This is a genomic window from Escherichia sp. GZ89 (genome assembly GCF_019366485.1).
Taxonomy (GTDB): Bacteria; Pseudomonadota; Gammaproteobacteria; order Enterobacterales; family Enterobacteriaceae; genus Escherichia; species Escherichia fergusonii.
Genome location: NZ_JAEOHX010000017.1, coordinates 63,842 through 77,207, shown reverse-complemented (window position 1 = coordinate 77,207; position 13,366 = coordinate 63,842). Strand labels below are relative to the sequence as shown.

Annotated in this window: 16 protein-coding genes; all 16 read left to right on the top strand. The window is 51.2% G+C overall.

Annotation, left to right across the window (positions count from 1 at the left end; translation table 11 throughout):
* The first annotated feature begins 184 nt into the window (after positions 1-184).
* The 16 genes from pduA to K0335_RS20090 are packed head-to-tail and all read left to right on the top strand — an operon-like array spanning position 185 to position 13,364.
* Complete coding sequence (gene pduA / locus K0335_RS20165; RefSeq protein WP_015953494.1) at positions 185-469, top strand: propanediol utilization microcompartment protein PduA; 285 nt, start codon at positions 185-187, stop codon at positions 467-469.
* Positions 466-1,275 (top strand): propanediol utilization microcompartment protein PduB, encoded by an 810-nt coding sequence (pduB, locus tag K0335_RS20160; protein ID WP_000097503.1) that lies wholly within the window; start codon positions 466-468, stop codon positions 1,273-1,275. The genes pduA and pduB overlap by 4 nt, the downstream gene beginning before the upstream one ends.
* Positions 1,276-1,293: 18 nt before the next feature.
* Positions 1,294-2,958 (top strand): propanediol dehydratase large subunit PduC, encoded by a 1,665-nt coding sequence (gene pduC, locus K0335_RS20155; RefSeq protein WP_001256900.1) that lies wholly within the window; start codon positions 1,294-1,296, stop codon positions 2,956-2,958.
* A 10-nt stretch (positions 2,959-2,968) separates the two neighbouring features.
* A complete protein-coding gene (gene pduD, locus K0335_RS20150) occupies positions 2,969-3,631 on the top strand; it encodes a propanediol dehydratase medium subunit PduD (protein WP_104920338.1) in 663 nt (220 codons plus the stop codon).
* A gap of 14 nt (positions 3,632-3,645) precedes the next feature.
* Complete coding sequence (gene pduE / locus K0335_RS20145; protein ID WP_001090594.1) at positions 3,646-4,170, top strand: propanediol dehydratase small subunit PduE; 525 nt, start codon at positions 3,646-3,648, stop codon at positions 4,168-4,170.
* A 10-nt stretch (positions 4,171-4,180) separates the two neighbouring features.
* Positions 4,181-6,013 (top strand): diol dehydratase reactivase subunit alpha, encoded by a 1,833-nt coding sequence (locus K0335_RS20140; protein ID WP_104920337.1) that lies wholly within the window; start codon positions 4,181-4,183, stop codon positions 6,011-6,013.
* Entirely contained in the window at positions 6,003-6,353 is a 351-nt protein-coding gene (locus K0335_RS20135; protein ID WP_000382982.1) for a glycerol dehydratase reactivase beta/small subunit family protein, read from the top strand. Before K0335_RS20140 ends, K0335_RS20135 begins: the two co-directional genes overlap by 11 nt.
* Before the next feature lie 19 nt (positions 6,354-6,372).
* A complete protein-coding gene (pduJ, locus tag K0335_RS20130; protein ID WP_001057752.1) occupies positions 6,373-6,648 on the top strand; it encodes a propanediol utilization microcompartment protein PduJ in 276 nt (91 codons plus the stop codon).
* Between the two features lie 25 nt (positions 6,649-6,673).
* Positions 6,674-7,108 (top strand): BMC domain-containing protein, encoded by a 435-nt coding sequence (locus tag K0335_RS20125; protein WP_104920336.1) that lies wholly within the window; start codon positions 6,674-6,676, stop codon positions 7,106-7,108.
* Complete coding sequence (locus tag K0335_RS20120) at positions 7,108-7,740, top strand: phosphate propanoyltransferase (protein ID WP_000360798.1); 633 nt, start codon at positions 7,108-7,110, stop codon at positions 7,738-7,740. Before K0335_RS20125 ends, K0335_RS20120 begins: the two co-directional genes overlap by 1 nt.
* The gene (gene pduM, locus K0335_RS20115; protein ID WP_001083652.1) at positions 7,737-8,228 is read left to right on the top strand and encodes a microcompartment protein PduM; all 492 of its coding nucleotides are present in this window, start codon (positions 7,737-7,739) and stop codon (positions 8,226-8,228) included. Before K0335_RS20120 ends, pduM begins: the two co-directional genes overlap by 4 nt.
* 3 nt (positions 8,229-8,231) lie before the next feature.
* The gene (locus K0335_RS20110) at positions 8,232-8,507 is read left to right on the top strand and encodes a EutN/CcmL family microcompartment protein (RefSeq protein ID WP_219394056.1); all 276 of its coding nucleotides are present in this window, start codon (positions 8,232-8,234) and stop codon (positions 8,505-8,507) included.
* A gap of 10 nt (positions 8,508-8,517) precedes the next feature.
* A complete protein-coding gene (gene pduO, locus K0335_RS20105; RefSeq protein ID WP_046077380.1) occupies positions 8,518-9,525 on the top strand; it encodes a two-domain cob(I)yrinic acid a,c-diamide adenosyltransferase PduO in 1,008 nt (335 codons plus the stop codon).
* Entirely contained in the window at positions 9,522-10,904 is a 1,383-nt protein-coding gene (pduP, locus tag K0335_RS20100; protein ID WP_001097320.1) for a CoA-acylating propionaldehyde dehydrogenase PduP, read from the top strand. The genes pduO and pduP overlap by 4 nt, the downstream gene beginning before the upstream one ends.
* A 10-nt stretch (positions 10,905-10,914) precedes the next feature.
* On the top strand, positions 10,915-12,027 hold the full coding sequence (locus K0335_RS20095) for a 1-propanol dehydrogenase PduQ (RefSeq protein WP_219394054.1): 1,113 nt from the start codon (positions 10,915-10,917) through the stop codon (positions 12,025-12,027).
* The gene (locus K0335_RS20090; RefSeq protein WP_001082438.1) at positions 12,024-13,364 is read left to right on the top strand and encodes a 4Fe-4S dicluster domain-containing protein; all 1,341 of its coding nucleotides are present in this window, start codon (positions 12,024-12,026) and stop codon (positions 13,362-13,364) included. Before K0335_RS20095 ends, K0335_RS20090 begins: the two co-directional genes overlap by 4 nt.
* Positions 13,365-13,366 lie beyond the last annotated feature (2 nt).

Genomic DNA, 13,366 nt, shown 5'->3' with positions numbered 1-13,366 from the left:
CCATTTGATCATATGACAAGATGTGTATCCACCTTAACTTAATGATTTTTACCAAAATCATTAGGGGATTCATCAGTACTACGCCTTTGCCACTAATTTTTTCATTCCAGCCTGCAAGTCAGCCATTCTTTTTCTTCGCCAGTTTTTATAGTTCATAGCATCGGAAAAACCATGCGAGGTCTTTATGCAACAAGAAGCATTAGGAATGGTAGAAACCAAAGGGTTAACCGCAGCAATTGAAGCGGCTGATGCCATGGTGAAGTCTGCCAATGTGCTGCTGGTCGGCTACGAAAAAATCGGCTCAGGACTGATCACCGTAATCGTGCGTGGCGATGTCGGTGCAGTAAAAGCAGCCACAGATGCAGGTTCTGCCGCCGCACGCAATGTAGGCGAAGTTAAAGCTGTTCACGTCATCCCACGCCCTCACACCGACGTAGAAAAAATCTTACCGAAGGGAATTAACCCATGAGTAGCAATGAACTGGTGGAACAGATCATGGCACAGGTAATCGCCCGCGTAGCGACGCCGGAACAAACGGTTACCCCTGATACCCCACAAACCAAACGAGAGACGGCTATGGCAGGAAAATGCAGTTTAACGGAATTTGTTGGCACCGCCATTGGCGACACTGTAGGTCTGGTGATTGCCAATGTTGATAGCGCATTGCTCGACGCAATGAAACTGGAGAAGCGCTATCGCTCTATTGGCATCCTGGGGGCCAGGGTCGGCGCGGGTCCTCATATCATGGCGGCAGACGAAGCCGTTAAAGCAACAAATACCGAAGTGATTAGTATCGAGCTTCCTCGCGACACCAAAGGCGGCGCTGGTCACGGTTCGCTGATCCTGTTAGGTGGCAATGATGTTTCCGATGTGAAACGCGGAATCGAAGTCGCACTGAAAGAGCTGGATCGCACCTTTGGTGATGTTTATGCCAACGAAGCCGGCCACCTCGAACTGCAATATACCGCCCGCGCCAGCTATGCGCTGGAAAAAGCCTTTGGTACCCCCCTGGGCCGTGCATGTGGCGTGATTGTTGGCGCTCCGGCATCCGTCGGCGTGTTAATGGCAGACACAGCACTTAAATCCGCCAACGTTGATGTGGTGGCGTACAGCTCCCCCGCCAAAGGCACCAGCTACAGCAACGAAGTCATTCTGGTGATTTCCGGTGACTCCGGCGCCGTACGTCAGGCCGTCATTTCTGCCCGTGAAATCGGCAAAACCGTGCTGGCGACGCTGGGTTCAGAACCGAAAAACGATCGTCCGTCCTACATCTGATATCCGTGAGGCAGTTTCATGAGATCGAAAAGATTTGAAGCACTGGCAAAACGCCCCGTAAATCAGGACGGTTTTGTTAAGGAGTGGATCGAAGAAGGCTTCATTGCGATGGAAAGCCCGAATGATCCCAAACCATCCATCAAAATAGTCAATGGCGCGGTCACTGAACTGGATGGTAAATCCGTCAGCCAGTTTGACCTGATCGACCATTTTATCGCGCGTTATGGCATTAACCTTGCCAGAGCGGAAGAAGTTATCGCCATGGATTCGGTCAAGCTGGCGAATATGTTGTGCGATCCCAACGTTAAACGTCGTGATATCGTGCCGCTGACCACCGCGATGACTCCAGCGAAGATTGTCGAAGTTGTCTCCCACATGAACGTGGTTGAGATGATGATGGCAATGCAAAAAATGCGTGCGCGTCGTACACCATCCCAACAGGCACACGTTACTAACGTAAAAGACAACCCGGTACAAATCGCTGCAGACGCCGCAGAAGGGGCATGGCGTGGATTCGACGAACAGGAAACCACTGTCGCTGTTGGTCGCTACGCCCCCTTTAATGCGATTGCGTTGTTGGTTGGCTCTCAGGTTGGTCGCCCAGGCGTTTTGACTCAGTGTTCTCTGGAAGAAGCCACCGAACTGAAACTCGGTATGCTTGGTCACACTTGCTACGCTGAAACCATTTCCGTCTATGGTACTGAACCCGTCTTCACCGACGGTGACGACACCCCATGGTCAAAAGGTTTCCTCGCCTCTTCGTATGCATCGCGCGGTTTAAAAATGCGCTTCACTTCCGGTTCTGGTTCAGAAGTCCAAATGGGCTATGCCGAAGGTAAATCGATGCTTTATCTGGAAGCTCGCTGCATTTACATCACCAAGGCGGCTGGCGTTCAGGGATTACAGAACGGTTCGGTAAGCTGCGTCGGTGTGCCTTCTGCTGTGCCATCAGGTATTCGGGCCATTCTGGCAGAAAACTTAATCTGTGCCGCACTGGATCTCGAATGCGCTTCCAGTAACGACCAGACCTTTACACACTCAGATATGCGTCGTACGGCCCGTTTCCTGATGCAGTTCCTGCCAGGTACTGACTTTATCTCCTCAGGTTTTTCTGCCGTGCCGAACTACGACAACATGTTTGCCGGTTCGAACGAAGATGCAGAAGACTTCGATGACTACAACGTCATTCAGCGTGACTTAAAAGTAGACGGTGGTTTACGCCCTGTACGCGAAGAAGACGTTATCGCTATTCGTAATAAAGCTGCTCGTGCCTTGCAGGCTGTATTTGCGGGAATGGGACTGCCACCGATCACGGATGAAGAAGTCGAAGCCGCGACTTACGCCCACGGTTCGAAAGATATGCCTGAGCGCAACATTGTTGAAGATATCAAGTTTGCTCAGGAAATTATCAACAAAAACCGTAATGGTCTGGAAGTCGTAAAAGCGCTCGCTAAAGGCGGCTTCACGGATGTTGCCCAGGACATGCTCAATATCCAAAAAGCGAAGTTAACCGGGGATTATCTGCACACCTCCGCCATTATCGTTGGCAATGGTGAAGTGCGCTCGGCAGTAAACGATGTCAATGATTACGCCGGTCCGGCAACAGGTTACCGCCTGCAAGGCGAACGCTGGGAAGAGATTAAAAATATCCCTGGCGCACTTGATCCCAACGAACTTGGCTAAGGGGTGAAAAATGGAAATTAATGAAAAACTGCTGCGCCAGATAATTGAACAAGTGTTATGTGAAATGCAAACCAGCGATAAGCCGGTTTCCTTTCAGGCATCCACAGCAACCGCAGCTCCGGCAGCTTCAGACAGCTTTCTGACTGAAATTGGGGAAGCCCGCCAGGGGACACAGCAAGATGAAGTCATCATCGCTGTTGGCCCGGCATTTGGTCTTTCACAAACGGTCAATATCGTGGGCTTGTCGCATAAAAGCATTCTGCGGGAAGTCATAGCGGGTATCGAAGAAGAAGGCATTAAGGCCAGGGTGATCCGCTGCTTTAAATCTTCCGATGTGGCCTTTGTCGCGGTTGAAGGTAATCGCCTGAGCGGTTCTGGCATCTCTATCGGTATTCAGTCTAAAGGCACCACCGTTATTCACCAACAGGGGCTGCCACCACTGTCTAACCTGGAGTTGTTCCCACAAGCTCCCTTGCTGACGCTGGAAACGTATCGACAGATTGGCAAAAACGCTGCGCGCTATGCCAAACGTGAGTCACCGCAACCTGTACCAACGCTTAATGATCAGATGGCACGCCCGAAATATCAGGCTAAATCCGCCATTTTGCATATCAAAGAGACCAAGTACGTCGTGACCGGTAAACACCCGCAGGAACTGCGCGTGGCGCTTTAATAAAGGATTTCCTCATGAATACCGATGCAATTGAATCGATGGTTCGGGACGTACTGAGCCGCATGAATAGCCTGGAGGGCGCAGCTCCTGCCCCTGCTCCGGTGACTACCCGCGGTTCTGCGCACCATGCAAAAGTCAGCGATTACCCGCTGGCAACAAAACACCCTGAATGGGTTAAAACCGCTACCAATAAATCACTGGATGACCTCACGCTGGAAAACGTTCTGAGCGACAAAATCACCGCTCAGGATATGCGTATCACACCGGAAACCTTGCGGATGCAGGCGGCGATTGCCAAAGACGCCGGACGTGACCGCCTGGCAATGAACTTTGAGCGTGCCGCGGAACTGACTGCTGTTCCAGATGATCGCATTCTTGAGATCTACAACGCATTACGCCCGTACCGCTCTACGAAAGAAGAGTTACTCGCGATTGCCGATGATCTTGAGCGTCGTTATCAGGCCGTGATTTGTGCCGCGTTTGTTCGTGAAGCGGCTGCCCTGTATCTCGAACGCAAAAAACTGAAAGGCGACGATTAAGGGCGGAGATATGCGATATATAGCAGGCATTGATATTGGCAACTCCTCAACGGAAGTGGCGCTGGCGAAAGTAAGCGAGGAAGGTCATCTCACTATCCTCACCAGTTCACTGGCTGAAACCACCGGGATCAAAGGCACATTACGCAATGTGTTTGGTATCGAGGAAGCGCTTTCGCGTGCCGCAACGCAGGTGGGAATCAGCGTCAGCGATATTTCGCTTATCCGCATTAACGAAGCTACGCCGGTCATCGGAGATGTGGCGATGGAAACCATCACCGAAACCATCATCACCGAGTCCACGATGATCGGCCACAACCCCAAAACGCCTGGCGGTGTAGGGCTAGGCGTAGGTGTCACTATCACCCCAGAGCATTTGCTGACCTGCCTGGCAGATGTTCCTTATATTCTTGTGGTGTCGTCAGCGTTTGACTTCGCTGATGTCGCAGCAATGGTTAACGCTTGTGTGCGTGCCGGATACCAAATCACGGGCATCATTTTGCAACGTGATGATGGTGTGCTGGTCAGCAACCGACTGGATCACCCCGTTCCGGTTGTTGACGAAGTGCTTTATATCGACCGTATTCCACAAGGAATGCTCGCCGCAATTGAAGTGGCGATTCCTGGTAAAGTCATCGAAACGCTGTCGAATCCGTATGGTATTGCCACTGTTTTTCATCTCGATGCGCAAGAGACCAAAAATATTGTGCCGATGGCGCGCGCATTAATTGGCAATCGCTCAGCGGTAGTAGTGAAAACCCCCTCTGGCGATGTTAAAGCGCGATCCATTCCTGCAGGGAACATCGAACTGTTGTCGCAGGGATTAACCCGACGAGTTGATGTGGCAGCCGGAGCGGAAACCATTATGAAGGCCGTCGGTGACTGCCCACGTCTTGATAATGTTATCGGTGAAGCTGGCACCAATATTGGCGGGATGCTGGAGCATGTACGCCAGACCATGGCAGAACTGACCAATAAACCAACCGGTGAGATATTTATCCAGGATTTACTGGCAGTAGATACAGCCGTTCCGGTTACAGTTTCTGGTGGTCTTGCCGGGGAATTTTCGCTGGAGCAGGCAGTGGGAATTGCCTCAATGGTCAAATCAGACCGTCTGCAAATGGCAATGATTGCCCACGAAATTAAGCAGAAAATTAACGCCGAAGTTCAGGTGGGAGGCGCAGAAGCTGAAGCCGCCATCCTGGGGGCTTTAACAACACCCGGAACAACTCGCCCGCTGGCAATTCTTGATTTGGGCGCAGGTTCAACCGATGCCTCCATCATCAATCCGCAAGGCGAAATTATTGCCACCCACCTTGCCGGGGCAGGCGATATGGTGACGATGATCATTGCCAGAGAACTCGGACTCGACGACCGCTATCTGGCAGAAGAGATTAAGAAATATCCTTTAGCGAAAGTGGAAAGTCTTTTCCACCTTCGTCATGAAGACGGCAGCGTTCAGTTTTTTCCACAACCGCTGCCACCAGCAGTGTTCGCCCGTGTATGCGTAGTGAAGCCTGATGAACTGGTTCCATTACCGGGCGATTTAGCGTTAGAGAAAGTACGTGCCATCCGTCGCAGCGCAAAAGAGCGCGTATTTGTGACCAATGCATTACGTGCCCTACGCCAGGTTAGCCCGACCGGCAATATCCGCGACATTCCTTTTGTAGTGCTGGTTGGCGGTTCTTCGCTGGACTTCGAAATCCCACAACTGGTTACTGACGCTCTCGCCCATTACCGTCTGGTTGCCGGACGCGGCAATATTCGTGGCACCGAAGGTCCACGCAATGCTGTCGCTACGGGTCTGTTGCTCTCCTGGCAAAAGGAGCTGGCTGATGGACGTTAACGCCTCAACGCCGGCAATTGTCATTGCAGTTTCAAAAGAATGCCTCCCCCTCTGGCAGGAGGTGCTACTTGGTATTGAGGAGGAAGGGATTCCATTTGTTATCAATGAATCCCCTTTTGACGACGTGACTAAAAGCGCATGGCAAGCCGCCTGCCACTCTCCGCTGCTCGTTGGCATTGCCTGTAATGCGCAGCAACTGATTGTCCATTACAAAAATTTACCCCCATCAGCGCCGCTTTTTACGCTGACAACACAACACCCCAGCCACGCCCGGCGAAGTACGGGCAATAACGCGGCAAGGCTGGTTAAAGGGATTCCCTTCCGGGAATACCAGGCTTAATTCACAGGAGAATTGCAGTATGAACAACGCACTGGGACTGGTTGAAACAAAAGGGTTAGTGGGCGCTATTGAAGCCGCCGACGCCATGGTCAAGTCTGCCAACGTACAACTGGTTGGCTACGAAAAAATTGGCTCCGGGCTGATTACCGTAATGGTACGTGGCGACGTTGGGGCAGTGAAAGCGGCTGTGGATGCAGGTAGTGCTGCAGCAAGCGCCGTTGGCGAAGTGAAGTCTTGCCATGTGATCCCTCGCCCACACAGCGACGTCGAAGCCATTTTACCGAAATCAGCTTAAACAGGTTGAAAAGGAGGAACACCGCGTGAAGCAATCACTGGGATTACTGGAAGTAAGTGGTCTGGCTTTAGCCATCAGTTGTGCGGATGTCATGGCAAAAGCCGCTGCCATCACGCTGGTGGGCTTCGAAAAGACCAACGGCTCAGGCTGGATGATGATCAAAATTACGGGCGATGTGGCCTCGGTACAGTCGGCCATTATCACTGGCGCCAGCTTTGCTGAACAGCGCCAGGGGCTTGTCGCCCATAAAGTTATTGCCAGACCCGGAGAAGGGATCCTTACACCTTTCTCTACGGCTGCTCCTGTAACTGAAGTTGTTACAGAGGCTGATACTGCTGAGGAAATCCCCGCTGGCGACCTGGAAGCAAGCTGTAATCTTTGCCTTGATCCCGCCTGCCCACGACAGAAAGGCGAGCCGCGTTCACTTTGTCTCTACTCGGCTAAGAAAGGTGAAATGTAATGGACAAGCAATTACTGGAAACCGCCGTAGGCAAGGTGCTGGAAGAGATGCGGGAACGCCCTATTCCACTGGGCATTTCTAACCGTCATATCCATTTATCAGCGCAAGATTTTGCTCATCTGTTTCCCGGTCAGTCTATTAGCGTGAAAAAAGCGTTAATGCAGCCTGATCAGTATGCTGCCGAACAAACCCTGACGCTGGTTGGCCCCAAGGGCAAGCTGGAAAAAGTGCGTTTGCTTGGTCCATTGCGTAGCGCAAGTCAGGTTGAGGTTTCCCGTACCGATGCCCGTACATTGGGCATTACTGCGCCATTGCGGATGTCCGGGGACCTGCAAGGAACACCCGGCGTACGGTTGGTCAGCCCCTTTGCTGAACTGGAGATCACATCAGGGGTGATCGTTGCCCAGCGTCATATTCATATGTCTCCACTTGATGCGCTGATCCTGAATGTCTCGCATGGAGACAAAGTGTCGGTAGCGATTAAAGGCGATGAACGGCGACTCATTTTCGATAACGTCGCTGTTCGCGTGTCACCCGATATGCGGCTGGAAATGCATATCGATACTGACGAAGCAAACGCTGCCGGAGCAGATAACCCACAGGTTTGCGCCATGTTGGTCAACAAATCATGAACAGCGAACTGCTGGCAAAAATAGTGGATGAAGTTGTCGCCCGTTTACAACGCCGGGCGACAAGCGTCGCTATGTTAAGCGTTGCTCAATTGCGGGAAGCAAATCAGCGAACACTTTTCTGCCAGTACTCTGCTCTGCATATAGTGCAAATGGATATGCCTCTCCTGAAGCAAATTGCTCAATGTGATTGCTCAGACATTGCAGCATCCATCATCCATAACGCACTGGCGATAGGTGTTCGGGTCGGGATCTCTTTGCGTCAAGAGTTGCTGATGTTTTTACCCATCCGGCAACTTTCTGCCCTTCCTGTCGAATTGCATAACGAGTATGGACAGCACGTGGTTTTACATCCCGGCAAGCTTCTTAGCTATACCGATGTACTGAAATCTGGCGGTGAAATAGTGCTGCTACGCCAAAAGTGTCTGGTGACAGCCCTGGCGCGTGAAGCCGCTGAAGCCCGAAACATCCAATTAATAAAGCAGGAGTGAATTATGCATCTGGCCCGAGCCACTGGCGCGGTGGTTGCTACGCAAAAATCCCTCTCCCTGGTGGGAAAAAAACTTCTGCTAGTACGCCGGGTAACTGCTGAAGGGGAATTGCCAGAAAATCCACTCATTGGTGATGAAGTTGCCGTGGACTCTGTTGGCGCTGGTGTCGGTGAACTGGTTTTGTTGAGTAGTGGCTCCAGTGCCCGTCAGGTATTCACTTCACCAAATGAAGCCATCGATCTGGCTATCGTCGGCATTGTCGACTCGATTTCTCGTTAAGGAGTGAGTAATGGCGATTTATACCCGTACCGGCGATAAAGGCACAACCGCCCTGTTTACCGGTCAACGCGTCAGCAAAACCCATCCGCGAGTTGAAACCTACGGCACGTTGGATGAGTTAAATGCGGCGTTGAGTTTGTGTCGCTGCGCGGTAGAAAGCCCGGAGCGCCGCAGCCTGCTGGAAGCCGTCCAGTTACAAATATTCTGGTTTAGTGCCGAACTCGCCAGCGAAAGTGAACAACCTTCAGCGCAACAACAGAGTATCAGTGCCAGAGAGATAGCCGAACTGGAGGCGGCCATCGATCATGCAATGAGTCGTGTTCCGCCTGTTCACAGTTTTATTTTACCTGGTCGTAGTGAAGCTGCCAGCCGACTGCATTTTGCCCGAACGTTAGCGCGTCGGGCGGAACGTCGCCTGGTGGAACTTAGCGAGCAGTTCCCCGTCCGGGATGAACTCCAGCGTTATATCAACCGCCTGTCAGACTGCTTATATGCTCTGGCTCGCGCAGAAGATCATGAAAATCATCAAAAAAATCTTATTCAGGAAGTGACCGCCCGCTATCTGGCTGCGGTTACCACCCAAACGCATAAGGAATCTGCTATGTCGCTCTCATTTCAGGAACTTCATCTGTTAACCCGTGCTGCAATTGCGCGCGCCGAAGAACTTCACATTCCGGTAGTCATCAGCGTCGTTGATGCTAATGGTACGGAGTCAGTCACCTGGCGGATGCCTGATGCCCTTCTGGTCAGCAGTGAGTTGGCACCCAAAAAAGCCTGGACTGCTGTGGCAATGAAGATGGCAACTCACGATCTTGCCGCAGTGGTGCAACCTGGCGCATCGCTTTATGGGCTTGATACCCACATGCAAGGCAAAGTTGTTACCTTCGGCGGTGGCTTTCCATTATGGCGTGACGGTTCAATTGTCGGTGGACTCGGAGTCAGTGGCGGCAGTGTAGAACAAGATATGGATATTGCTCAGACCGCTGCAGCGGCAATCAATGTGAGAACAATGAAATGAATACCCGCGAACTGGAAAACATCATCCGCAATATTCTGCGCGAACAACTGAGCACAACAGCAGATGCCCCGACGAATGGCATTTTTGATTCTGTTGATGAAGCGATTAATGCCGCCCATCAGGCCTTTTTGCGCTATCAACAATGCCCACTGAAAACCCGTAGCGCCATTATCAGCGCCATTCGCCAGGAGCTGACTCCACATCTCGATATGTTGGCGACAGAAAGCGCCAACGAAACAGGCATGGGCAATAAAGAGGATAAATTCCTCAAAAACAAAGCCGCGCTCGATAACACACCAGGTATTGAAGACCTGACCACAACCGCGCTCACTGGTGATGGCGGCATGGTGTTATTTGAATATTCGCCTTTTGGTGTTATTGGTTCTGTGACGCCGAGCACTAACCCAACCGAAACCATTATTAACAACAGTATCAGCATGTTAGCCGCTGGAAACAGTGTCTATTTCAGCCCACATCCGGGGGCAAAAAATATCTCTTTGAAATTGATTGCCATGATTGAAGAGATCGCTTTTCGCTGTAGCGGTATCCACAACCTGATTGTCACCGTTGCTGAACCAACATTTGAAGCCACACAGCAAATGATGACTCACCCCAATATCGCCGTTCTGGCGATTACCGGTGGACCAGGCATTGTCGCAATGGGCATGAAAAGCGGTAAAAAAGTCATTGGGGCTGGCGCCGGAAATCCGCCATGCATCGTAGATGAAACCGCAGATCTGGTAAAAGCTGCGGAAGATATTATTAATGGTGCCTCATTTGACTACAACCTGCCCTGCATTGCTGAGAAAAGCCTGATTGTCGTTGAGGAGATTGCAGGTACGTTGGTGCAACAAATGCAGAATTTTGGCGCTCTGCTTCTCAACAAAGAGGAAACCGATAAGTTACGTGACGTTTGTCTGCCACAAGGAATGGCAAATAAACAACTGGTAGGTAAAAGTCCGGCAGCTCTGTTGCAGGCGGCAGGCATTGCTGTGCCGCTAAAAACACCACGTCTGTTAATTGCCCTTGTTGACGCCTGCGACAAGTGGGTAACCAGCGAACAACTTATGCCAATGCTGCCAATCGTAAAAGTTAAGGATTTCGATAGCGCACTGACGCTGGCACTGGAAGTGGAAGAAGGTTTGCATCACACCGCCATTATGCACTCGCAAAATGTTTCGCGACTCAACCTGGCAGCCCGGACCTTACAGACCTCAATCTTTGTTAAGAATGGTCCGTCATATGCTGGCATCGGTGTCGGTGGTGAAGGATTTACCACCTTTACGATCGCTACCCCCACGGGTGAAGGTACAACCTCGGCCAAAACGTTTGCCCGTTCCCGTCGTTGCGTGTTGACCAGCGGTTTTTCGATCCGTTAATGAGGGTGCAATGAAAACCTTTTCCCTGCAAACGCGCCTGTACAGTGGCATCGGTAGTCTGAAAGTACTGAACCGCTTTACTCACAGGCATATATGGATAATTTGCGATGGTTTTCTGGCACATTCTCCGCTGCTGGAAACCTTGCGCGGCGCGCTGCCTGCGGATAACAAGATCAGCATTTTTACTGATATCACTCCCGATCCAACTATTGAGACCGTGGTTAAAGGGATTGCGCAAATGCAGTCCCTGCGCCCGGACGTCGTGATTGGTTTTGGTGGCGGCTCAGCACTGGATGCGGCAAAGGCCATTGTCTGGTTTAGCCGTCAATTCGGTATTGAAATTGAAACCTGCGTGGCTATCCCCACCACCAGCGGTACAGGCTCAGAAGTGACCAGCGCTTGCGTGATTAGTGATACACAAAAGGGCATTAAATATCCGTTGTTTGATAAAGAATTGTATCCGGATATGGCTATTCTCGACCCTTTCTTTGTGGTGAGTGTCCCCGCCAATATTACTGCAAACACCGGAATGGATGTTCTTACCCATGCGTTGGAAGCTTATGTTTCTCCTCGTGCCAGTGATTTTACCGATGCACTGGCAGAAAAAGCTGCGCAAATTGTCTTGCAATATTTATCCGTCGCAGTGACAAAAGGTGATTGCCTGGCGACGAGAGGCAAAATGCATAACGCCGCTACCCTTGCAGGTATGGCTTTTAGTCAGGCTGGACTGGGATTAAATCATGCCATTGCGCATCAACTCGGTGGACAGTTTCATTTGCCACACGGACTTGCTAATGCCCTGTTATTAAATGCTGTTATTCGTTTTAACGCCGGGGAGTTGCGTGCTTTAAAGCGCTATGCACGACTCGCCAAAACCTGTCATCTCTGCCCGGACAACGCCAGTGACAACGTTGCGCTCAGTGCGCTTATCCAGCGTATTGAATCACTAAAAAAAGCCTGTGCAATTCCCTCCATTCACATTGCACTTAAAGAAAACACAATGCACTGGTCACAACGTATTCCGGTAATGGTTGAAGCGGCACTGGCTGACGCCACGCTTAAAACCAATCCCCGCGCCGCCAATGCCAGTGCCATCTGTGAACTGCTTGAGGAGTTGCTATGAACAGAGTTATTGATTGTGATGGCGACACAATCCGCGAGCGTGTCCGTGCTGCGGGAGTCGTCGGTGCCGGCGGTGCAGGTTTTCCAACATGGGTTAAATTACAGGCTCAGGTAGATACTTTTCTGGTCAACGCCGCTGAATGCGAACCCATGTTGAAAGTTGATCAGCAACTGATGGCGCAGCAAGCAGAACGTCTGGTGCGTGGTGTCTTGTACGGAATGAAAGCCACTGGTGCGAGTCACGGTATCATTGCCCTGAAAGAGAAATATCAACCTGCCATCAAAGCACTCTCTGAATTACTGCCAGCAGAAATCAGGTTACATATTTTGCCTGATGTCTATCCGGCAGGAGATGAAGTATTAACCATCTGGCTGGCAACGGGCCGTCGGGTTCCTCCCGCTGCGCTACCTGTCAGTGTGGGTATAGTCGTTAACAATGTACAAACGGTACTCAATATCGCCAGAGCGGTTGAGCAAGGTCTGGCAGTAACACGGCGAACGTTAACAGTTAACGGCGCGGTTGCCAGACCTGTAACACTGACGGTGCCGATTGGTATTTCGTTACGTGAAGTGCTGCAAATGGCGGGTGGCGCAACAATTGACACGCCAGGTTTTATCAATGGCGGTCCGATGATGGGCAGCTTAATCACTTCACTGGATACCCCGGTCAGTAAAACAACAGGCGGATTGCTGGTACTTCCTGATTCTCACCCCCTTATCCAGCGCAGAAAGCAAAACGACAATGCCGTACTTTCCGTCGCACGTACTGTCTGCGAACAGTGCCGCTTGTGTACTGACCTGTGCCCACGACACCTTATAGGTCATGAGTTATCGCCGCATCTGCTGGTTCGTGCTGTTAACTTTCAATCTGTTGCAACACCACAGGTGCTACTAAGTGCCTTGACCTGTTCTGAATGTAACGTTTGTGAAAGCGTCGCCTGTCCGGTGGGTATTTCACCCATGCGAATTAATCGCATGATTAAACGTGAATTACGCGCACAAAATCTGCGTTATGAAGGGCCGTTAAATCCGCAGGATGCGATGGCGAAATATCGCCTCGTTCCCGTAAAGCGACTGATTGCTAAATTAGGTTTAGCCCCGTGGTATCACGATGCGCCGTTCAGCAATGAACAGGCGGAAATTACCAGCACCACGCTTTTATTGCGCCAGCATATTGGCGCCAGTGCTATTCCCTGTGTAAAACCTGGCGAACAAGTTACACGTGGACAGTGTGTGGCAGACATTCCTCAGGGAGCGCTGGGAGCGCCCATTCACGCAAGCCATGACGGCATTATCAGCGAAGTTACAGAGCACGCCATTACGGTGGTAAGAGGTTAAAC